General features: G+C 64.2%; 21 protein-coding genes. 10 read left to right on the top strand and 11 right to left on the bottom strand.

What is annotated here, in order from left to right; genetic code table 11:
- The first annotated feature begins 12 nt into the window (after positions 1-12).
- Genes KY084_RS04520 through KY084_RS04530 form a run of 3 tightly spaced genes read left to right on the top strand, consistent with a single transcriptional unit; the run spans position 13 to position 1,635 of the window.
- Positions 13-324 (top strand): GIY-YIG nuclease family protein, encoded by a 312-nt coding sequence (locus KY084_RS04520; protein WP_219237247.1) that lies wholly within the window; start codon positions 13-15, stop codon positions 322-324.
- A 53-nt stretch (positions 325-377) separates the two neighbouring features.
- Positions 378-1,283 (top strand): GTPase Era, encoded by a 906-nt coding sequence (gene era, locus KY084_RS04525; protein ID WP_219237248.1) that lies wholly within the window; start codon positions 378-380, stop codon positions 1,281-1,283.
- A 46-nt stretch (positions 1,284-1,329) separates the two neighbouring features.
- A complete protein-coding gene (locus KY084_RS04530) occupies positions 1,330-1,635 on the top strand; it encodes an alkylphosphonate utilization protein (protein WP_219237249.1) in 306 nt (101 codons plus the stop codon).
- A gap of 55 nt (positions 1,636-1,690) precedes the next feature.
- Here KY084_RS04530 and KY084_RS04535 read toward each other — a convergent pair whose 3' ends face one another.
- Positions 1,691-2,980 carry an adenylosuccinate synthase gene (locus KY084_RS04535; protein ID WP_219237250.1) on the bottom strand — a complete coding sequence of 430 codons (1,290 nt, stop codon included), beginning with the start codon at positions 2,978-2,980 and terminating at the stop codon, positions 1,691-1,693.
- Between the two features lie 37 nt (positions 2,981-3,017).
- Complete coding sequence (locus tag KY084_RS04540; RefSeq protein WP_246586873.1) at positions 3,018-6,032, bottom strand: PAS domain-containing protein; 3,015 nt, start codon at positions 6,030-6,032, stop codon at positions 3,018-3,020.
- A gap of 106 nt (positions 6,033-6,138) precedes the next feature.
- On the opposite strand from KY084_RS04540, the gene KY084_RS04545 reads away from it, so the two are divergent.
- The 5 genes from KY084_RS04545 to KY084_RS04565 all read left to right on the top strand — a co-directional run bounded on the left by KY084_RS04545 (position 6,139) and on the right by KY084_RS04565 (position 11,236).
- Positions 6,139-7,146 (top strand): fumarylacetoacetate hydrolase family protein, encoded by a 1,008-nt coding sequence (locus tag KY084_RS04545; RefSeq protein ID WP_219237251.1) that lies wholly within the window; start codon positions 6,139-6,141, stop codon positions 7,144-7,146.
- A 147-nt stretch (positions 7,147-7,293) separates the two neighbouring features.
- Positions 7,294-8,580, top strand: coding sequence for a 3-methyl-2-oxobutanoate dehydrogenase (2-methylpropanoyl-transferring) subunit alpha (locus KY084_RS04550; protein WP_219237252.1), 1,287 nt, complete (start codon positions 7,294-7,296; stop codon positions 8,578-8,580).
- A 79-nt stretch (positions 8,581-8,659) separates the two neighbouring features.
- Positions 8,660-9,667 carry an alpha-ketoacid dehydrogenase subunit beta gene (locus KY084_RS04555; protein ID WP_219237399.1) on the top strand — a complete coding sequence of 336 codons (1,008 nt, stop codon included), beginning with the start codon at positions 8,660-8,662 and terminating at the stop codon, positions 9,665-9,667.
- Between the two features lie 34 nt (positions 9,668-9,701).
- Entirely contained in the window at positions 9,702-11,057 is a 1,356-nt protein-coding gene (locus KY084_RS04560) for a dihydrolipoamide acetyltransferase family protein (RefSeq protein ID WP_219237253.1), read from the top strand.
- Complete coding sequence (locus tag KY084_RS04565; protein ID WP_219237254.1) at positions 11,057-11,236, top strand: DUF4169 family protein; 180 nt, start codon at positions 11,057-11,059, stop codon at positions 11,234-11,236. The genes KY084_RS04560 and KY084_RS04565 overlap by 1 nt, the downstream gene beginning before the upstream one ends.
- 120 nt (positions 11,237-11,356) lie before the next feature.
- Here the strand turns inward: KY084_RS04565 and KY084_RS04570 are convergent, their stop codons facing one another.
- From KY084_RS04570 to KY084_RS16565, 8 genes are all read right to left on the bottom strand, one after another.
- The gene (locus KY084_RS04570; RefSeq protein WP_219237255.1) at positions 11,357-12,193 is read right to left on the bottom strand and encodes a DUF4163 domain-containing protein; all 837 of its coding nucleotides are present in this window, start codon (positions 12,191-12,193) and stop codon (positions 11,357-11,359) included.
- Positions 12,194-12,255: 62 nt separating this feature from the next.
- On the bottom strand, positions 12,256-13,029 hold the full coding sequence (locus KY084_RS04575; RefSeq protein ID WP_219237256.1) for an SDR family NAD(P)-dependent oxidoreductase: 774 nt from the start codon (positions 13,027-13,029) through the stop codon (positions 12,256-12,258).
- Positions 13,030-13,083: 54 nt separating this feature from the next.
- A complete protein-coding gene (locus tag KY084_RS04580; RefSeq protein WP_219237257.1) occupies positions 13,084-14,280 on the bottom strand; it encodes an acetyl-CoA C-acyltransferase in 1,197 nt (398 codons plus the stop codon).
- An 89-nt stretch (positions 14,281-14,369) separates the two neighbouring features.
- Positions 14,370-15,158 (bottom strand): crotonase/enoyl-CoA hydratase family protein, encoded by a 789-nt coding sequence (locus tag KY084_RS04585; RefSeq protein ID WP_219237258.1) that lies wholly within the window; start codon positions 15,156-15,158, stop codon positions 14,370-14,372.
- A gap of 25 nt (positions 15,159-15,183) precedes the next feature.
- The gene (locus KY084_RS04590) at positions 15,184-15,804 is read right to left on the bottom strand and encodes a winged helix-turn-helix domain-containing protein (protein WP_219237259.1); all 621 of its coding nucleotides are present in this window, start codon (positions 15,802-15,804) and stop codon (positions 15,184-15,186) included.
- A gap of 40 nt (positions 15,805-15,844) precedes the next feature.
- Positions 15,845-16,702 (bottom strand): transposase, encoded by an 858-nt coding sequence (locus tag KY084_RS04595; protein ID WP_219237260.1) that lies wholly within the window; start codon positions 16,700-16,702, stop codon positions 15,845-15,847.
- Positions 16,690-17,532, bottom strand: coding sequence for a hypothetical protein (locus KY084_RS04600; protein ID WP_219237261.1), 843 nt, complete (start codon positions 17,530-17,532; stop codon positions 16,690-16,692). The genes KY084_RS04595 and KY084_RS04600 overlap by 13 nt, the downstream gene beginning before the upstream one ends.
- A 1-nt stretch (position 17,533) precedes the next feature.
- Positions 17,534-17,665: a hypothetical protein gene (locus KY084_RS16565; protein ID WP_281421879.1), complete on the bottom strand. Its 132-nt coding sequence runs from the start codon at positions 17,663-17,665 to the stop codon at positions 17,534-17,536.
- A gap of 181 nt (positions 17,666-17,846) precedes the next feature.
- Here KY084_RS16565 and KY084_RS04605 point away from each other — a divergent pair, with 181 nt between their 5' ends.
- Both KY084_RS04605 and KY084_RS04610 read left to right on the top strand, forming a co-directional pair.
- Positions 17,847-18,284, top strand: a complete 438-nt coding sequence (locus tag KY084_RS04605) for a PaaI family thioesterase (protein WP_219237262.1) — start codon at positions 17,847-17,849, stop codon at positions 18,282-18,284.
- Positions 18,281-18,676, top strand: a complete 396-nt coding sequence (locus tag KY084_RS04610) for a PaaI family thioesterase (protein WP_219237263.1) — start codon at positions 18,281-18,283, stop codon at positions 18,674-18,676. The genes KY084_RS04605 and KY084_RS04610 overlap by 4 nt, the downstream gene beginning before the upstream one ends.
- Positions 18,677-18,681: 5 nt before the next feature.
- Here KY084_RS04610 and KY084_RS04615 read toward each other — a convergent pair whose 3' ends face one another.
- Complete coding sequence (locus KY084_RS04615) at positions 18,682-19,893, bottom strand: PQQ-dependent sugar dehydrogenase (protein WP_219237264.1); 1,212 nt, start codon at positions 19,891-19,893, stop codon at positions 18,682-18,684.
- Positions 19,894-20,065: the final 172 nt, after the last annotated feature.

Genomic DNA, 20,065 nt, shown 5'->3' on the forward strand with positions numbered 1-20,065 from the left:
CTACCGGTTCGAATGACCTTCTGGGCCTATATGCTTCATTGCCGTGGCGGCGCATTTTATGTCGGCCACACCGATAATCTGGAACGGCGAATCAGTGAGTATGAAAGCGGATCGATCGCCGGCTTTACCGCCGATCGCTTGCCGGTTTCGCTGGTATGGAGCGAGGTCTTCCAGACCCGCGATGATGCGTTGGCGACGGAACGTCGAATCAAGGGATGGGGCCGTGCGAAAAAGCTGGCGCTGATCCGTGGTGATTGGAATGCGATCAAGTGCCTTGCGAAAAAGAAGGGCGGGCCTTCGACAAGCTCAGGCCAATCGGGGTAGGGGCGGAATATCGGTTTTGGCGCTGCGGCGCGAATTTGGTTTGTACGGGACAAATGGCAGAAGAATCTGAAATGAAATGCGGGCTTGTCGCGGTGGTCGGCGCGCCCAATGCGGGCAAATCGACGCTGGTCAATGCGCTGGTGGGGCAGAAGGTCGCGATCGTCAGTCCCAAGGCGCAGACGACGCGTGCCCGGTTGATGGGCATTGCGATGGCGGACGAAGTGCAGCTTCTGCTGGTCGACACGCCGGGTATTTTCGATCCGCGCCGCCGGCTGGACCGCGCGATGGTCGCCGCCGCTTGGGAAGGCACCGACGGTGCCGATGCCGTCGCGCTGGTCATCGACGGACGGCGCGGGCTGGGTCCGAAAGTGATGGACGTGGTCGAAAGCCTGAAAGGTCGCAGCGAACCGCTGATCGCGATTTTCAACAAGGTCGATATCGCCGACAAACCGCGCCTGCTCGACCATGCGGCGAAGCTGAACGACGCGCTTTCCTTCGCCGAAACCTTTTTCGTTTCAGCGCAGACCGGCGACGGCGTGGCCGAACTGAAGGCGGCTCTTGCCGCGCGGATGCCCGAAGGGCCGTGGCATTTTCCCGAAGATCAGGTGTCCGACGCGACTGACCGGATGCTCGCCGCCGAAGTGACCCGCGAACAGCTATATCATCAACTCCACGCCGAACTGCCCTATGCCAGCGCGATCGAGACCGAAAAATATACCGAGCGTGAGGACGGATCGGTCGAAATCCATCAGCAGATACTGGTCGAACGCGACACCCAGCGCGCGATTGTGCTGGGCAAGGGCGGCAGCCGAATCAAGGAGATCGGCGCGAAGGCGCGGGCCGAGCTGCAGGAACTGATGGGCGTGCGCGTGCACCTGTATCTGCATGTAAAGGTCCGTCCCAATTGGGAGGAAGATAGCGACCTGTACCGCGAAATCGGGCTCGATTGGGTGCAGTGACGGCAGGGGCGCGGGCGGCCCGGCGAATGTATCGAAAGGATAGGCGATGAGCGACGACGACAGCTATGTGTATGACGAGGCGAGCGGCGAATGGATCAGCGCCGCCGAAGCCGCCGCAAAGGCGGAAGGCGGCGAGGCTGTCGAGGTGCGCGACGCGGTCGGCAATGTGCTGAGCGACGGGGATCAGGTTACGCTGATCAAGGACCTGACGGTAAAGGGCGCTGGCCAGACGCTGAAGCGCGGCACGTTGATCAAATCGATCCGGCTGACCGGCGATGCCCAGGAAATCGATTGCAAATATGAAGGGATCAAGGGGCTGGTTCTGCGCGCCGAGTTCGTGAAGAAACGCTAGCCGTTGGAGGGTAACGGCCGGATTCAGCCATGCTGCCGGCCGTATCGTCCCCGCTTCAGTCCGCGAAAGGATCGCGGACCAGGATCGTGTCTTCCCGTTCTGGGCTGGTCGAGACCAGCGCGACGGGGCACTGGATCAATTCCTCGACGCGGCGAATATATTTGATCGCCTGTGCGGGAAGGTCGGCCCAACTGCGCGCCCCGGCGGTCGATTCGCTCCAGCCCTCAATCTCTTCATAGATCGGTTCGACGCCCGCCTGATCGGCAGCATGGGCGGGGAAATAGTCGTATTCGTCCCCGTTCAGGCGATAGCCGGTGCAGATTTTCACTGTTTCGAACCCGTCAAGCACGTCGAGCTTGGTGAGCGCGATTCCAGTCACGCCCGATACCGCGACCGATTGGCGCACCAGCACCGAATCGAACCAGCCGCAGCGGCGCTTGCGTCCCGTCACCGTGCCGAATTCATGGCCGCGCTCGCCCAGCCGCTGGCCGGTTTCGTCGTCGAGTTCGGTGGGGAAGGGGCCGGAGCCAACGCGCGTGGTGTACGCCTTTGCAATGCCGAGTACGAAGCCGACCGCGCTGGGGCCGAGACCCGATCCGCCCGCTGCCGTGCCCGCGATCGTGTTCGACGACGTTACGAACGGATAGGTGCCGTGATCAATGTCGAGCAGCACGCCCTGCGCGCCTTCGAACAGGATGCGCCGCCCGCGCGCGCGCGCTTCGTTCAGCGTGCGCCATACTGGCTGCGCGAAGGGCAGGACGAAGCCCGCGATTTCGCGCAATTCGGCGATCAGCGCGTCGCGATCGATCGGTGCTTCGCCGAACCCGGCGCGCAGCGCGTCGTGATGCGCGCTAAGCCGGTCGAGCTGCGGCCCCAGATCGTCGAGATGCGCAAGATCGCACACCCGGATCGCGCGGCGGCCGACCTTGTCCTCATAAGCGGGGCCGATGCCGCGCCGGGTGGTGCCGATCTTGCCCTGGCCGCTCGCATCCTCGCGCAGGCCGTCGAGATCGCGATGGAAGGGCAGGATAAGCGCGCAGTTCTCAGCGATCATCAGCGTATCCGGGGTGACATCGACGCCTTGTTCGCGCAGCCGGGCGATCTCCGCCTTCAGCGCCCAGGGATCAAGCACCACGCCGTTGCCGATAACCGACGGCGTTCCGCGCACGATGCCCGACGGGAGCAGCGACAGCTTGTAGACGGTATCACCCACGACCAGCGTATGGCCGGCATTGTGACCGCCCTGAAACCGGACGACCATGTCGGCGCGCTCGGCCAGCCAGTCGACAATCTTTCCCTTGCCCTCATCGCCCCATTGGGCGCCGATCACCGCAACATTGGCCACCTTAGACTATCTCCCGCGTTCAGGGTGCGAGGGGGCACTAGTCGTCCAGCGCCTCCGCGTCCACGCTCTTGTTGACCGGCGCTTCGTCAAGCGCATGGCGGATCGCGCGGGCAAGGTCGTTCACCCCGAACGGTTTGGGCAGCACCAGTGCGGCGGGTTCGATGCTGCGCGCCTGATCCATCGCGTCGCGGGTATAGCCGCTGGTGTAGAGCAGTTTCAGGCCGGGAAGCCTGCGGTGCGCCTGTTCGGCGAGCGCGCGGCCGGTCATCCCCGGCATGATGACGTCGGTGAAAAGCAGGTCCGGCTCCGCACCGCCTGCGATGATACGCAGCGCCTCTCCGCCATCGCCCGCCTCCAGGACAGTATAGCCCAGATCGCGCAATGCTTCGGCCGAATAGGCGCGGACCCGGTCTTCGTCCTCGACCAGCAGCACGGTTTCGCTGCCGCCCGTCGCGGGGCCGGGTTGCACGCGCGCATCACCGCCGCGATGCGCGGCGCGCCGGTCGCGCGGCAGGAGCAGGCGGATGCTGGTGCCTTCGCCCGGTTCGCTGTCGATGCGGACATCGCCGCCCGACTGGCGCGCGAAACCGAAAATCTGGCTGAGGCCAAGGCCGGTCCCCTTGCCTACTTCCTTGGTCGTGAAAAAGGGATCGAACGCGCGCGCCGCCACCGCTTCGGCCATGCCGCAGCCGGTGTCGGACACACAGATTTCGACATAATCGCCGGGCGGCAGATCGCGTCCGGCGCATTGCGTCTCGTCCATCCGGCAATTGGTCGCGGCGATGCGCACCAGGCCGCCCAGCGGCATCGCGTCCCGAGCATTCACCGCCAGGTTGACGATGCTGTTTTCAAGCTGGCTGGGATCGGCGATCACCGACCAACTGTCGGCATCTATGGCGGTTTCGACCCGGATCGATTCGCCCAGCGTCCGGGTGAGCAGGTCGGCCATACCGTCAACCATCGCCGCCACGTCGATCGATTGCGGGGCAAGCGGCGACTGGCGCGAAAAGGCAAGCAGCCGCCGGGTCAGCGACGCCGCGCGCTCCGCGCCGTCCTGCGCCGCCGCGACATAGCGCCGGACATCGCCTTCGCCGCGTTCGATCCGACGTTGCATCAGGTCGAGCGCACCGATGACGACCGCGAGCATGTTGTTGAAGTCATGCGCGATCCCGCCGGTAAGCTGACCAACCGCCTCCATCTTCTGCGCCTGGCGCAGCTTGGCTTCGGCATCCATCAACTGGCGTGTACGTTCGCCGATCGCTTCTTCCAGTTCCTCGCGCGAGCGGGCGAGCACTTCGCGCGCATCGACGATTTCCTGAATGTCGGTGCATGTCCCGAACCAGCGGGTGATCGCGCCGCTGTCGTCGCGCATCGGCTGGGCGCGGCCGAGCACCCAGCGATACTCGCCATCGTGATGCCGCAACCGATATTCGATGTGATACGGTTCGCCCGTTTCAAGGCAGTGCTGCCATAACCGCCATGCGCGCGGCTGATCTTCGGGGTGGAAGACGCCGTTCCAGCGTTCGCCATCGGTAGAGCCATAGGGGACGCCGGTAAATTCGTACCAGCGGTCGTTATAAAAGTCGTGATAGCCGTCGGGACGGGTGGACCAGACCATATGGTCGATCGAATTCGTGATTGCGCGGAATTTCGATTCGCTTTCGCGCAGCGCCTTCACCGCTTCGACGCGCTCGACCGAATCCCACGTGGTTTCGGCCACCGCCTCGACCAGCGCGATTTCGTCCTGCCGCCATTCGCGCGGTGCCGCCTGGCTGACATACAGGCTGGCCACCCAGCGGCCGCCGCGCATCAGCGGCACCGCGATGCCCGCAGGCGACAGGCCAAGGCGCGCCCGGCCCACCAGGTCGCTCTGCCGTTCGACATCATGCACGACCAGCGTGTCGCCGCGGCGAAACCGCCCCAGCGCGAGCGGGCTGATCGAATCGGCGGCGACCGAGCCGGCCAGTACGGGCAGCCGTTCGTTGGTCCAGCCGGCGGGAAAATCGAGCTGTTCGTCCGGTTCGGTCACGCGCAGAAACCCGGCGCGGTCCGCGCCGATCTGACGTGCGATCGCGCGCGCGGTGAAGTCCATCACCGTTTCGGCGCTGTCGAGGTCGCGCTGATGTTCGGACAGGGCATGGACGAAGCGTTGCGTTTCGTTCGCTTCGCGCAGCGCCTCGACCGCCTCGATCTTCTCGGTCACGTCATTGGCTTCGATAAAGATATCGGTGACCTTACCGCTCGAATCGATCAGCGGCTGGTAGAGGAAGTCGAGGATGCGGCGTTCGGGCGGGCGGTCGGGGCCGCGATCGAACTCAATCGGAACCGAATCGCCGCGATATGCTTCACCAGTGCTGATGACCCGGTCGAGCAGGTCGACGAACCCCTGCCGTTTTGTTTCGGGCAGAACCTCTCCCACGCTTCGCCCGATAAGGTCGTGGCGACCGGTCAGTTCGCAATATGCCTCGTTGGCGAGTTCGAAAACATGTCCCGGTTCGTGGAGCAGCGCGATCGCGCCCGGCGCCTGATCGACGAGCTCGCGAAATCGTTCGATCTCAGCCACCCGGAGTTGCTGGGAGACGACCGTCTGCGTCGTTTCGTTGCCCTGATGCAGGATGCCGACGACCTTGCCATATTCGTCGCGGATGGGCGTGAAGCTGTAATTCCAATAGGTTTCGCGCGGCTCTCCGCCGCTTTGTATCGGCAGCATCCGGTTATAGGCCGAAAAGCCCTGGCCCGTTTCCATGACGCCGGACAGTTGCGACCCGATGATGTTCCAGATATCGGCCCATATCGCCTGTGCCGGACGGCCCAGCGCGTCGGGATGCCGATCGGCAAGCACCCGCGCCCAGGGGTCGTTGTACAACATGATGAGTTCCGGTCCCCAATAGATTGCGGTGGGGATATTTGACCCGAGGCACAGATTGAGGGCAAAACGCAGCGGCTGCGACCAGCCCTTTATCGGGCCGAGCGGATGACCGCGCCAGTCGGCCGCGCGGACCAGCTGTGCCATTTCGCCGGGATGATCAAGAAAGCGTAAGCCAGAGAACATGAATCCGATGCGATGCGTGGGGTTGTGATGGCTGTCAACCGCGCAGCCGCTTGCCGTGTTCCCTGTTATGTGGGAGCGAGGAAACAAACAGAAAGAGGATGCCGCAATGAAGCTCGCCAGCCTGAAACAGGGACGCGACGGTCGATTGGTCGTCGTTTCGGATGATCTGGCGTGGTACGCCGATGCTGGCCATATCGCGCCCACGCTTCAGGCGGCGCTCGATGATTGGGACAGGCACGAACCGGCGCTTCGCAATCTGGCAACCGATCTGGCGCATGAGGTTATCCCGCGTGAGCGGTTTCACGAACATGAGGCGGCGTCGCCACTGCCGCGTGCCTATCAATGGGCGGACGGGTCCGCCTATGTGAACCATGTCGCGCTGGTCCGGCAGGCGCGCGGGGCGCAGATGCCCGAAAGTTTCTGGACCGACCCGCTGATGTATCAGGGCGGATCCGACGCGTTTCTGGGCCCGCGCGACGCAATCCCGCTGAGCGATGAAGGCTGGGGCGCTGATTTCGAGGGCGAGGTCGTGGTCGTGACCGGCGACGTGGCGATGGGGGCAACCCGGGAAGAGGCGCTTTCGGCGGTCCGGCTGGTCGGGCTGACCAACGATGTGTCGCTGCGCGGGCTGATTCCGGGCGAGCTTTCCAAGGGGTTCGGCTTTTTTCATTCGAAACCTGCCAGCGCCTTTTCTCCCGTATTCGTCACCCCTGATTCGCTGGGCGAGTGGTGGCGGGAGGGCAAGCTCGCCCGCCGCATGATGATCGAATTCAACGGCGAACCGTTCGGCCATCCGCTGGCGAGCGAGGACATGACCTTCGATTTCGGCATGCTGATCGCGCATGCCGCAAAAACGCGCAGGCTGGGTGCGGGTACGATCGTGGGATCGGGAACGGTATCGAACCGTGACAGCGATGGCGGGCCGGGGCGCCCGGTCGGCGAAGGCGGGGTCGGCTATACCTGTCTTGCCGAGTTGCGCACCGTCGAAACGATTCGCGGGGGCAGCGCAAAGACAGGCTTCCTGAAACCAGGCGACAGCGTGCGAATATGGATGGAGGATGACCGGCATCATCCGATTTTCGGCGTGATCGAACAGCAGGTCGTCTCTGCCTGAATACGAGCGCGGATCACTGCGCCGCCCGGCATTGCCGCTTTGCCGATCGACATGGGTCTCGCCAAGTCGTTTGAAATTTTATAACAAGCGCAGGAACCGAGTCCGGGGCACCGCTTTGAAGGACTCGCACATAAGTTTGGAGAGACGATGACCGGCGACCATCAGCGCGCCAACCGACCGCAGCTATCGCTGCACGTTCCTGAGCCGAAATTCCGGCCCGGCGATGATGTCGATTTTTCGGATATTGCGGTTCCCGCCGCCGGAACCGCGCGGCGCCCCGAACCGGGCGATTCGCCCGACGGGTTTCACGAGCTTGCCTATGGCCTGGTCCGCGTGCTCGATGAAGACGGCAGGGCGGTGGGGGCGTGGGACCCGCGTCTCGACCCTGACCGGCTTCGCGTAATGTTGCGCAACATGGCGATGACGCGCGCCTTTGACGAGCGGATGTTCCGCGCGCAGCGTCAGGGCAAGACCAGCTTCTATATGAAGTCGACCGGCGAAGAAGCGGTGTCGGTTGCCGCCGCGATGGCGCTGGCGCGCGACGATATGTGTTTCCCCAGCTATCGCCAGCAGGGCATTTTGATCACGCGCGACTATCCGCTGATCGAAATGATGAATCAGATCTATTCGAACAAGGGCGACAAGCTGCAAGGCAAGCAGTTGCCGATCATGTATTCGTCACGCGAGGACGGGTTCTTCTCGATCTCGGGCAATCTCACCACCCAATATCCGCAGGCCGTGGGATGGGCGATGGCGAGCGCCGCGAAGGGCGACAGCCGGATCGCCGCGACTTGGTGCGGCGAAGGATCGACGGCGGAGGGCGATTTTCATTCGGCCTGCACCTTTGCCAGCGTCTATCGCGCGCCGGTCATCCTGAACGTCGTCAACAACCAATGGGCGATTTCAAGCTTTTCGGGATTTGCGGGTGCTGAGGCCACGACCTTTGCCGCGCGCGCCATCGGATACGGCATTGCCGGGCTTCGCGTCGACGGCAACGATCCGCTCGCCGTCTATGCCGCGACGCTGTGGGCGGCGGAGCGCGCACGCACCAATCAGGGACCGACGCTGATCGAGCACTTCACCTATCGCGCAGAGGGGCATTCGACCTCGGACGATCCAACCGGCTATCGCAGCGCGCAGGAATGGACGAGCTGGCCGTTGGGCGACCCCGTAAAGCGGCTGAAAGATCATCTGATCGGCCTTGGCGCATGGGACGAGGATCGTCAGGCGGCGATGGACAAGGAATGCGCCGATCTGGTCCGCAAGACGCAGAAGGAAGCCGAAAAGAACGGCATTCTCGGCCATGGCCTGCACCAGCAATTCGAAACCATGTTTGAAGGTGTGTACGAGGAAATGCCCTGGCACCTGAAGGAACAACAGGCGCAGATGATTGCCGAGGAACAGGCCTCTGGCCGTCCCTGGGACGCGAAGTGAGGGCCGGGCAATGAACGATATCACCAGCGAAGAAGCGCGCATCGCCCCCACCCCGGAGCGCGAGGGCGACACCGCACGGATGAACATGATTCAGGCGGTGAACTCCGCCATGGACGTGATGATGGGCCGCGACGAGAATGTCGTCGTGATGGGGGAGGATGTTGGCTATTTCGGCGGCGTTTTTCGCGCGACCGCGGGGTTGCAGAAGAAATATGGCAAAACCCGCGTGTTCGACACGCCGATCACCGAATGCGGCATTATCGGCGTGGCGATCGGCATGGGCGCGTATGGCCTGCGCCCCGTTCCCGAAATCCAGTTCGCCGATTATATCTACCCCGCGCTCGACCAGCTGGTCAGTGAGGCGGCGCGGCTGCGCTATCGCTCTGCGGGCGAATTCATCGCGCCGCTGACGGTGCGTTCGCCGTTCGGCGGCGGTATTTTCGGCGGGCAGACGCATTCGCAGTCACCCGAAAGCATCTTCACCCATGTTTCGGGGCTGAAAACGGTCATTCCGGCGACGCCTTATGATGCAAAGGGACTGCTGATTTCGTGCATCGAGGATAATGACCCGGTCATCTTCTTCGAACCCAAGCGCATCTATAACGGCCCGTTCGACGGTCATTGGGACCGCCCGGCGAAGAACTGGTCGAACCATCCGGGCGGCGAAGTCCCGACCGGCTATTACCGCATCCCGCTGGGCAAGGCGTCAGTGGTGCGCGAAGGCGATGCCGTCACCATCCTTTGTTACGGCACGATGGTACATGTCGTCGCCGACAGCGTGGCGGATGCCGGCATCAATGCGGAGATTATTGATCTGCGCACGCTCGTCCCGCTCGACATCGACACGATCGTCGAAAGCGTGAAGAAGACCGGCCGGTGCATGATCGTGCATGAAGCGACGCGCACGCAAGGGTTCGGCTCCGAACTGTCCGCCACGGTTCAGGAACGCTGCTTCTATCACCTGGAGGCACCGATCCTGCGCGTCACCGGGTTCGACACGCCCTATCCGCACAGTCTCGAATGGGCCTATTTTCCCGGCCCGGTTCGCATCGGGCAGGCGCTCAAGGAAATCATGAAGGACGCATGACGTCCTCATCGCAAAATTTCAGGATGATAGTCTGATGGCACGCTTTACGTTCAAACTGCCCGATATCGGCGAAGGCATTTCGGAAGCCGAAATCGTCGCATGGCACGTCAAGGTCGGCGATACCGTCGAGGAAGATCAGCAGCTTGCCGACATGATGACCGACAAGGCGACGGTCGAAATGGAAAGCCCGGTCGCAGGCACAATCGTCGAGGTCGCGGGCGAGGAGGGCGATCAGGTTCCGATCGGATCGATGCTCGTCGTCATCGAAACCGACGAGGAAACGGCGGCCGAAGCCGAAGAAGAACAGGTCGCGGCCGAAACGCCGGGCGTCGAGGCAGAAGGCGAGGTTGAGGCAAGCGCGACGACGCACGCGCAGGACGCCGAAATTCGCGAGGAAGCGGAAACGCTGTCCAAACCCGCTCGCGCTGAGCCTGTCGAAGCGCCGTCCTCTTCTTCGCGATCGGTGGAAAGGCAAGAGCCGGGCTTCGACAAGCTCAGCCCGAACGGGGGCGAGGGTTCGGGGCAGGACCGTTCCGTCCTCGCTTCGCCAGCGGTGCGCAAGCGCGCGCGCGACCTCAACATCGACCTTGCCGATGTCGCGACCGACGCCGACCGCGTGCGCCACGGCGATCTCGACGCGTATCTGCGCTATAATGGCGCGCAGGGGTATCATGCTCCGCATGCCGAGCGGGCTTGGGCCGACGAGACGGTCAAGGTCATCGGCATGCGCCGCCGCATTGCCGAGAACATGGCCGCGTCGAAGCGCAACATCCCGCACTTCACCTATGTCGACGAAATCGACGTGACCGAGCTGGAGGCGATGCGCGCAAGCCTTAACGCCAATCGCGGATCTCGGCCAAAGCTGACGGTGCTGCCGTTCATCATCGTCGCGATTTGCCGCACGCTTCGGGATTTCCCGATGCTCAACGCGCGCTATGACGATGAAGCGGGCGTGGTGACGCGCTCCGGCTCGGTTAACATGGGCATGGCCACGCAGACCGATGCCGGGCTGATGGTGCCAGTGCTTCGCGATGCGCAGGACATGAATGTGTGGCAGCTTGCGAGCGAGATCGGCCGCCTTTCCGAAGCCGCGCGCAGCGGCAAAGCGAAATCGGAGGAGATGCAGGGCGGCACGATTACGCTGACCTCGCTCGGCCCGCTTGGCGGCATTGCGACCACGCCGGTCATCAACCGCCCCGAAGTCGCGATCATCGGCCCGAACAAGATCGTCGAACGCCCGGTATTCCAGGGCGACGATATCGTTCGCGCCAAGCTGATGAACCTGTCCATTTCGTGCGATCACCGCGTTGTCGATGGCTATGACGCGGCAAGCTATGTTCAGGCGCTGAAGAAACTGCTCGAAACGCCTGTCCTGCTGTTCGCCGACTGATGGGAGAGGTCGTCAACCTGCGAACCGCGCGCAAGCAACGCGCGCGGGCCGCAAAGGCGGCGACCGCCGAGACCAACCGCGCCGCGTTCGGCCGCACCAAAGCCGAACGCGCGCGCGACGAAACCGAAAAGGCGAAGCGCGAGGCGCTTCTTGATGGCGCAAAGCGGGAAGACGACTGATACCAAGGTGCAGAGAGCATCACTCAGCGCCTGTACCGTAAGGAGCGCAGCGATGCGGCGATCCGGCAACCATCGGTTATCATGCACGCATCAGATTTCTCCCGCCCCCGCGGGGCCGCACTAGTCGATGGTGCCGGGAAAGGACGCGGCGTAATCGTCCTTTACCAGCGCGGCCATCGCCTTGGGGATAACGAGATCGAAGCTGTACGAGCCCTCGGCATGCGACCCTGCGACATCGGCGGGAATCCACACGCCGATCCTTGCGAACTTGCCGCCGACGGTGCGCGCGGGTGCAAGCGTAATCATCTTGTCAAAGGGCGGGCATTCGGTTTCCCAGCCGCTGCCAATGCCTTCACCGCCGCGTCGTTTCGCGCGTTCTCGGTTCAGCGTGTCGCAAAAAGGTTGGCGAATGGTTGCGAGCGCCTTGTCCTTGTCAGTGAACAGATCGCCGAAGGATACCCGGCTGTCCTTCGTCTTGTCCCAGACCAGCGGTTCGTAAAAATCCCCGCCATGCGCCCCGCCCATATAGCGATACCCTTCCGCAACCAGCACTAGGAAACGATTGGTCTGGGCGACGGTTTTCCACGTGGTGGTGAGGCCATAGGGGTGCACCGGAAACCCGCCCTTGCGCATTTCGCTGGCATAGTGCGCATGATCTTTGGTCATTTCGGTCTTATCGGATTTTGCCCGGTCCAAAAGGCGCTGGCGCAGGGCGGGAATCGCCGCGGCTTCTGCGGGAACGGTATAATCGAAATCGAGCACCGAATCGTCTTGCGAAAGCCTGATCGGATCGGCGGTCGGGGTTGGGGTCGCGCCCGCCGCGATCGCGGTGATATTTATCGGCGCAACCAGGTTCGCAGCGTCGCTGTCCGTATCGGCGATGTTCGCGCCGTCATCGCTTCCCTGACAGGCGGCGAGCGCGAGCGGCAGGGCGATGAGCGGCAGGGCAATACGCATTTGCTTTCCTTTTCAAACGGCCGGACAAACTAAAACCAGCGAGGGGTGCGGCGCGTTCCGGTTCAGCGCGATCGTTGCAGCGATGCGGCGGTACGGCGGACGAAACCGCGCGGGGCGAAGCGAACGGAAAGCGCAACCATTCGGTTGCGCCAGCCCGAAATGCGGACCGCGTCGCGCGCATCGAGCGCATTCAGACCGTCGCGCACAACGCTTTTCGCATCGCTGGCAAAGCGTTCGAACAGCGCATTGTCGCCCATGCCGGCGATGTCGAAAAATTCGGTGCGGACCGGCCCGGGGCATAGCGCGGTGACGGTGACGCCCGATTCGCGCACTTCTTCATGCAGCGCTTCGGACAGGCTGAGCACGAACGCCTTGGTCGCGTAATAGAGCGCCATCCACGGCCCCGGCTGAAAAGCGGCGGTCGATGCGACGTTTAGAATTGCGCCCGAACGCATCTGTACCATGCCGGGAAGGACAAGGCGGGCAAGGTCCATCACCGCGCGGCAATTAAGGTCTAGCATCGCGTCGAGCTTCGCCGGGTCCTCGCCTGCGAACGCACCATTCGCGCCGAACCCGGCATTGTTGATCAGCACATTGACGGCAAGATCGCGCCGGGCGATCTGGTCGATCAATGCCGCCGCCGCTCCCGGTCGCGCCAGATCGGCGGGAAGCACGGTGACGGCGACGCCGTGGCGATCGGTGATGGCGGCGGCGAGGTCGACAAGCCGGTCGCCGCGCCGTGCGGTAAGGATCAGGTCGTGGCCGCGCGCGGCGAGCGCATGCGCGAATTCGACGCCAAGTCCGGCCGACGCGCCGGTGATGAGTGCGGTGGTCATGCTTCACGCCTTCCGTTCGTCCGGCGGCGGCGCCGAACCGGTTGCTTCGCCATCCTACACGATTTCAAACAGGCCGGCCGCCCCCATTCCGCCGGCGGTGCACATCGACACTACCGTCCAGCGCACATCGCGCTTTCGCGCCGCGATCAGCGCATGGCCGACCAGACGGGCACCGGTCATGCCGAAGGGATGGCCGACCGCGATCGCGCCGCCGTCGACATTGAGCCGTTCCGGATCGATGCCCAGCGCATCGCGGCAATAGATGCACTGGCTGGCGAACGCTTCGTTGATTTCCCACAGGCCGATATCGGACACCGACAGTCCCGCCCTGTCGAGCAATTTGGGCACCGCGAAGACGGGACCGATACCCATTTCATCGGGGCTGCACCCGGCCACCTGAAACCCGCGATAGATGCCCAGAATGTCGCGGCCTTCCGCCTCTGCCATTTTGCGGTCCATGACGATCTGCGCCGCCGCGCCATCGGACAACTGGCTGGCATTGCCGGCGGTGACGTTCCTGCCTTCGCGGATGACCGCGCCATCTTTCCATACTGGTTTCAGGCCCGACAGGATTTCAGCCGTGGTGCCGGGACGGATGCCTTCGTCCGCGTTCAGCGTCACGGTTTCGCTGCCGGTACGGTTGCCCTGTTTGTCATACACCGCCTTTGCGACGGTGATCGGCGCGATTTCCTCAACAAAAGCGCCGTTTTGAAGGCCCGCTGCCGCGCGCTGCTGGCTGATCGCGGCGAATTCGTCCTGCGCGGCGCGACCGATGCCATAGCGTTCGGCAACGATTTCCGCCGTTTCGATCATCGGCATGTATGCGTGCGGTTCGTTCGCCAGCACCGACTTGTTGGCATGGCGCGGCGCGTCCTTCGTGACCGTATGGCTGATCGATTCCATGCCGCCCGACAGCGCAACATCGATTTCGTCGCACATGATCGATCGTGCCGCGAGCGCCAGGCTGGTGAGGCCCGAACCGCATTTGCGGTCGAGCGTGAAGGCGGGAATCGTTTCGGGCAACCCTGCCGCGAAGATCGCCATGCGTCCGGCATTGCCGCCGCTGGTGCCCCATTGGTTGCCAGCGCCCCAAAAGACATCGTCGATCCGCGCCGGGTCGATTCCTGCCCGTTCGATCGCCGCGTTCATGACATGCGCGCCGAGCACCGGCGCTTCGGTTTCGTTGAACGCGCCACGATAGGCCTTGCCGATGCCGGTGCGGGCGGTGGCGATGATTGCAGCTTCGCGCATGACGGTCCCTTCAGGAAGACTTTGAACATTCGGTATGGAAGGTGCAGCCTAGCGTGGCCTGATGGCGTTGCAACCGTTCGGCGGGCGGATCAGTCGGTGAAATCGGGCGCGCGCTTATGCATATTGGCCATTACCGCCTCCATCTGGTTGGGCGATCGCAGCAGTTTTTGCTGTTCCGCGCTCTCCGCGATCAGAATGTCGGCGGCGCGCGCTTCGGGGGCGAGGTTCGCCAGACGCTTGGCCGCGCGAATCGCATGCGGGTTGCGGTCAGCGATCTGGCGGGCGAGCGTCAGCGCCGCTTCATGCGGGTCATCGGCGACATGGGTGACGAAGCCATAGGTTTGCGCCGACGCTGCGTCGAATTCGCGCGCGGTATAGACCATTTCGCGCAGCACATCGTCGCGAACCAGCCCGCGCCACAGCGCAAATCCGCCCATATCGGGGACGATGCCCCATTTCATCTCCATGACCGAAAAGCGCGTGTCGGGCGCGGCGAAGCGGATATCGGCGCCCGACAGGATTTGAAGCCCGCCGCCGAACGCAACGCCCTGCGCCGCTGCGATCACCGGCACGGGCAGCTTGCGCCAACCCCAGGCGACCTGCTGTGCCAGATTCGCATCGCCATGGTTGCGCGCCAGCAGGGCGGCGTCCGATCCGCCCTGCGCCATGCTCGCCATGTCCAGCCCCGCGCAAAAGCCGCGTCCTTCGCCCGACAGGACGACGGCGCGCAGTGCCGGTTCGTCGGCCAGTCGGTCGATCGCCCCGGCAAGCGCCGAGAACATGGCGGGATCAAGCGCGTTCAGCTTGTCCGCGCGGTTCAGCCGGACATCGGCGATGCCGTCCGCAATCGCAATCGAAACCCGTTCTTCGCCCATCATCGCCTCCATTGCGGTAAAACCGTGGTTATGCCGCGTGCTGCGCGGCGAGGCGATACCCTTTCCCGATATCGGTATGCAGCATTGGCCTGTCGAATCCCCGGTCGAGCCGCGAACGCAGGCGGGAAACATGCACCTGAACCACATTGGTGCCGGGATCGAAATCCATGTTCCACACCGCAGAGAGGAGCGCGGCACGGCTGACCGTTCGTCCGGCATGTTCGGCGAGATAGGCGAGCAGCGCATATTCGCGCGGCAGCAACGCGAGCGGGTGGCCGCCGCGAAATGCCCGCTTGGCGATAATGTCCAGCGTCAGGTCGCCGACACGCACCGTGCCGGGGGGATTGCGCCGCGCGAGCCGTGCCAGCCGGGCAGCGATTTCACATGCGCTCGCACTGGCTACGACGGCGTCGTCCGCCCCCGCGTCAAGCGCATCGGGAAGCGCCATGCCGTTTTCGGCGACCAGCATCAGCGGACCGGCCCATCCCGTTTCGCGCAACACCCTGATCCGTGCAGCGGCGCATTGCGCGGCCTGATCCCATCGAGTGAGCAAGGCCGACCGGCGGCAGGCGGTGCGTGCGGGTACGGGGTCGAGATCGCGCGCGAGTGCCGCGCCGAACAGGCCGGGAAGATTCACGTCGATCGCCACCGCCCTGACCATGCGCGCAGGGCTTACGCACGGATACGGTTTAGCGCAGCCGGGATCGCGTCCGTTCCGGAGGGATTGCGGCGTCCGACCGTTCGGCCAGCCGTATCGCGCCGGGAACATTGGCGGCGATGCAGGCGGCGAGCGCGCCGGCGCGCATCCGGGCGCATGGGTGGCGCGCGGCGAAATCCATCGCGAGGTCGCGACCGTTATCCGAACAATGCGCGGCCAGCGTTACCAGCGCTTCGGAAGGAAGCACCGCCATCTGCCCCGCGATGCTGTCCGTGTCGACATCGAACAGATACTGATCGCGCCAGTTTGCGCCCGGTGCGCGCGCCAGGATATTGAGCGATACCGAAAAGGCGGCGGGTGCAAGCTGGCGGTGCACGTCGCGATGCGCGAAGGTGAGCATCGTCGTTCCCGGCGCAAGTCGTTCGCGCCCCAGAAAGCGCAGCCCGGCACGCTCGCCGGGCTCGCCGCCGGGATCGAACGCCCAATAGTCGCTTTCATAGCCGGGGCCGAGATAGCCATGTGTCAGAAAGGCGAAATTATGGTTATGCGCGACGCCGTAGAAAAAGCTTTCCGGCCCGCTCGCGCGCATCACCGCATCATCGGCTGCGGGCCAGAAATTGGCGCGCAGCACGAAGCGTGAATCGGGCGGGCGCAGCAGCAGGACCTGCGGGCCGTATCGCTGTTCGGGCAAGGCGACACTGTCCCGCTTCAATGCCTCAAGCGCGGCGTCGGCAAGGAAGTCGCGATTATTGCCCAGCGCGGCGAGCAGCGGCGCGAGGGTGGCGAACGCGGCTTCGTCGGCGATGTCGATCGTGCTTGCATCCAGCGCGTCGGTGAAAGCGTCGAAGTCGATTGCGGGCGTATCGCTGGTGTCGATCAGGCGGGGCACGATGCTTCCGCCAGTCGCGCCTCCACCCGCCGTGCCATTTCACCGGCCGAGGCGCGCAGCATCGCTTCGGGGTCGCTTGCCGCCATCTCCCGAAGCCGGGGCAGCGCGGCGCGTGCGTCATGGCCCAGCCATTCGCGCATCGCTTCCCACCGCAGGAAACAAGCATCGTGGCGACTGGCATGGTCGAACGCTTCGTCTGCGCGGTTATCCCCGGTAGCGCGAAGCAGCATCAGCAGCATTTGCCTTCGGGAAGCGTCGCTGTCGGCGGTGCCGGTGCGAAGCAGATGACCGTCACGGCGCGAATATTCGCGCAGCACGGGCAGCGCCCCGATACGAATCGCCGCGGTCAGCGCGACGATCTGCCCATGCGCGGCCGGTTCGACAAAATGCCCTTCGCTCCGACCGTCGCAGCGAACGATATCGCCATCGGCGAGGGGGAAGCGCCCCGCATGCGCCAGCCGGTCTCCGCCCAGTCGCCAGCGATGAAGGGTTGCGCCCGCCGCTGACGGATAGGCGGTAACCTGTACGCGTCCCGAAAGCGTGATGGTGCGGGCCGGTTGCGGCGTAGCGCCGTAATGGCCGATGGTCGCCGACACGATCAGTTCGGGACTTTCGAACAGCAATAGCGAGGTTCGCGCGGCATCGCGCTTCGCCGAAAGCGGTGGCTGGTAAAGCGGATCGGTGCGCAGCCGCGCCAGCATTGGGTCGAGCCATTGGCCGATCCGGCCGGGGCGAGCGAATTCGGCTTCGATCAGCGCCGCCGCCTGTCCGGCATCCGCCGCATCTGCAATGCGTTTAGCAAGCGCGCCCAGCGGCGCTGACGCGATCATGTCAGGCGGTGGCGACCGCCACGATGATCTCAAGGATGCTGTCGCCCATCACGCCGTCGGCGATTGCCCCCGAAAGTGCAATGGGGACCGGAAGGTCAACGACGTCGCTTCCGGTCAGGGTCAGGCGCTGCATGGCAAGTTCCTTCGTGGGGTTTTGAAACACGCTTTCGCCTATGGCGCTGCGCCGGACGAACGAAGTTACAAATGGTGTAATATCACCGTGCGATGACGGTGCTGCGAAGGGTTCGGACCAATGGAGGCGGCATTTCGGGCCACGCATTGCGCCCGTCCGGGTCGGGGGGTAGGCATGGGCGATGCCTGAGGCGAAGCCAGTTCCGTTCGATCCGTCCGCGCTGTTCGCCATGCCCTATGCCTGGCACGGCAATGCGATCGGCACGCGCTATTGTGCGCACGGGCCGGACTGGTGCGAACTCGCACTTCCCTATGACGCCCGGCTGATCGGCGATGAAGCGAGCGGCGTGATCGCGTCGGGACCGATCCTCGCGCTGATGGACATGGCGTGCAGCACTGCGGCCTGGCTGAAGCGCGGCGGGATGGTGCCGCATGCGACGCTTGACCTGCGCATCGATTATCTGCGCCCCGCGCGGCCGCGGGAAACCGTGACCGGTCGCGGCGAATGCTATCGCCTGACACGGTCGATAGCGTTCGTGCGCGGCCACGCGCATGACGGTGATGACGACGATCCGATCGCGCATGTCGCGGGAACCTTCATGCTGACGGGGGCGGCATGAAGCTGCCGCCCTATGCCGAACTGCTTGGCCTGTCGATCGAGGCGTGCGGGGATAGCCCGCCGGTGCTGGTAATGCCCTTCGTCGCTGATGTCGTCGGGCGTCCCGGCTTTGTCCATGGCGGTGCGATCGGCGGGCTTTTGGAAATGGCGGCGATCGCGGCGCTGTATCATGCGCTGGGCGATGATGGGGGCGACCGCGATGGTGTGCGGGTGAAGCCGGTCAACATAACCGTCGATTATATGCGTGGCGGACGGGAAAAGCCGACCCGTGCGCGTGGCAGCGTGATCCGGCTGGGAACGCGGATCGCCAATGTCGAGGCGCGCGCGTGGCAGGAGGAAGCCGACCGGCCGATCGCGGGGGCACGGATGAACCTGCTGATCGACCGGGGCTGACGCCCTCAGCCTTTGGGTACGAGCTTCATCAGCTTGCCGTCATCGCCGTCCTGAAGCAGCCACAGCGATCCGTCGGGCGCCTGCGCCACGTCGCGAATGCGCATCCCCATATCCCATTGATCGGCCTTGGCCGCGCTGGTTCCGTTGAGCGATGCGCGCACCAGCGCCTGACCCGACATTGCGCCCAGAATCGCCGACCCTTTCCATTGCGGGAAATCGCTGCCCGAATAGATCACCAGCCCGGCGGGCGAGATCGAGGGATTCCACCAAAGTTTCGGCGCTTCGAATTCGGGATGCGTGTCGTGATCGGGGATCGGCGAGCCGTCATAATTGTCGCCGTTCGAAACGACCGGCCAGCCGTAATTTTTGCCCTTCAGGATCAGGTTGAGTTCGTCGCCACCCTTCGGCCCCATCTCGATCTCCCACAGATTTCCTGAGGAATCGAAGGTCAGGCCATAGGGATTGCGATGTCCGCTTGACCAGATATAGGCGCGCTCGCCGCCGTCTGAGGCATAGGGGTTGTCGCTCGCCGGCCGTCCGTCCAGCGTCATGTGCAGTATCTTGCCCATCGCGCTGTTCGGGTCCTGCGCCGGGGTCTTTCGCTGCCGCTCGCCGGAGGAGAGGTACAGCGACTGTCCATCGGGCGCGAAGGCGATGATGCTGCCGAACTGTCCGCCGTCGCCGGGGGGCTGTTGGTGGAAGAGCACCTTCAGATCGGCAAGGCGGGGCGTCCCGCCGCTTTCGTCCAGCGTCGCATGGGCGAGCGCGAGCGCGCTGCCGCCGTCGCCCGGTTCGGAATAGCTGAGATATATGCCGTGATCGCGTGCGAAGGTCGGCGCCGGGGCGATGTCGAGCAGCCCGCCCTGGCCGCCATATTCGACGGCAGGAACGCCAGCGACATCGACCGGCTGACCGCCGGGGCCAAGCAGCTTCACCTTGCCCGGTTTTTCGGTGACCAGCGCGCGCCCGTCGGGAAGAAAGGCAACGGCAAAGGGATTATCGAATGCGGCATAGCTTTGCAGCGTGAACGGGGCATCCGATGCGGGGAAGGATACCGGCGTTCCGGTCGCGTCGGGGGCCGGGGTTTGCCCCGTCGCCGGAGTGGGAGTGGGGGTCGCCACGCTGCCCTGTCCGGACGAAGTGCCCGACGAGCAGGCAGCGAGCGCGAACAACGAGGCGTGAATCAGGTGCGTGTGGGTCGCGCGGGTGGCGCGCATGGCATCCTCCGGGGCAACGGGCTGATAACAGGCGAAACATATGGCAGGACGGATCGTATCCCAATCTCTTTTGCATTCGCGCATGGGGGCTTGCCGCGCGATGCGCCATGGCCTATATGAATACCGCGCTTCTCTACATCGGTGACGTTGATAGAGGCCGCAGGCCAACCGG

The sequence above is a fragment of the Stakelama flava genome (genome assembly GCF_019351405.1).
Classification (GTDB): domain Bacteria; phylum Pseudomonadota; class Alphaproteobacteria; order Sphingomonadales; family Sphingomonadaceae; genus Sphingomonas; species Sphingomonas flava_A.

Excerpts from the sequence above, each read along its gene's own strand:
- KY084_RS04615 (WP_219237264.1), bottom strand. The coding sequence starts at position 19,893 with ATGCGCGCCACCCGCGCGACCCACACGCACCTGATTCACGCCTCGTTG.
- KY084_RS04560 (WP_219237253.1), top strand. The coding sequence starts at position 9,702 with ATGGCACGCTTTACGTTCAAACTGCCCGATATCGGCGAAGGCATTTCG.
- KY084_RS04565 (WP_219237254.1), top strand. The coding sequence starts at position 11,057 with ATGGGAGAGGTCGTCAACCTGCGAACCGCGCGCAAGCAACGCGCGCGG.
- KY084_RS04605 (WP_219237262.1), top strand. The coding sequence starts at position 17,847 with ATGCCTGAGGCGAAGCCAGTTCCGTTCGATCCGTCCGCGCTGTTCGCC.
- KY084_RS04550 (WP_219237252.1), top strand. The coding sequence starts at position 7,294 with ATGACCGGCGACCATCAGCGCGCCAACCGACCGCAGCTATCGCTGCAC.
- era (WP_219237248.1), top strand. The coding sequence starts at position 378 with ATGGCAGAAGAATCTGAAATGAAATGCGGGCTTGTCGCGGTGGTCGGC.
- KY084_RS04530 (WP_219237249.1), top strand. The coding sequence starts at position 1,330 with ATGAGCGACGACGACAGCTATGTGTATGACGAGGCGAGCGGCGAATGG.
- KY084_RS04540 (WP_246586873.1), bottom strand. The coding sequence starts at position 6,032 with ATGTTCTCTGGCTTACGCTTTCTTGATCATCCCGGCGAAATGGCACAG.
- KY084_RS04585 (WP_219237258.1), bottom strand. The coding sequence starts at position 15,158 with ATGATGGGCGAAGAACGGGTTTCGATTGCGATTGCGGACGGCATCGCC.
- KY084_RS04600 (WP_219237261.1), bottom strand. The coding sequence starts at position 17,532 with ATGATCGCGTCAGCGCCGCTGGGCGCGCTTGCTAAACGCATTGCAGAT.
- KY084_RS16565 (WP_281421879.1), bottom strand. The coding sequence starts at position 17,665 with ATGCAGCGCCTGACCCTGACCGGAAGCGACGTCGTTGACCTTCCGGTC.
- KY084_RS04610 (WP_219237263.1), top strand. The coding sequence starts at position 18,281 with ATGAAGCTGCCGCCCTATGCCGAACTGCTTGGCCTGTCGATCGAGGCG.
- KY084_RS04580 (WP_219237257.1), bottom strand. The coding sequence starts at position 14,280 with ATGCGCGAAGCTGCAATCATCGCCACCGCCCGCACCGGCATCGGCAAG.
- KY084_RS04555 (WP_219237399.1), top strand. The coding sequence starts at position 8,660 with ATGAACATGATTCAGGCGGTGAACTCCGCCATGGACGTGATGATGGGC.
- KY084_RS04520 (WP_219237247.1), top strand. The coding sequence starts at position 13 with ATGACCTTCTGGGCCTATATGCTTCATTGCCGTGGCGGCGCATTTTAT.
- KY084_RS04545 (WP_219237251.1), top strand. The coding sequence starts at position 6,139 with ATGAAGCTCGCCAGCCTGAAACAGGGACGCGACGGTCGATTGGTCGTC.
- KY084_RS04575 (WP_219237256.1), bottom strand. The coding sequence starts at position 13,029 with ATGACCACCGCACTCATCACCGGCGCGTCGGCCGGACTTGGCGTCGAA.
- KY084_RS04570 (WP_219237255.1), bottom strand. The coding sequence starts at position 12,193 with ATGCGTATTGCCCTGCCGCTCATCGCCCTGCCGCTCGCGCTCGCCGCC.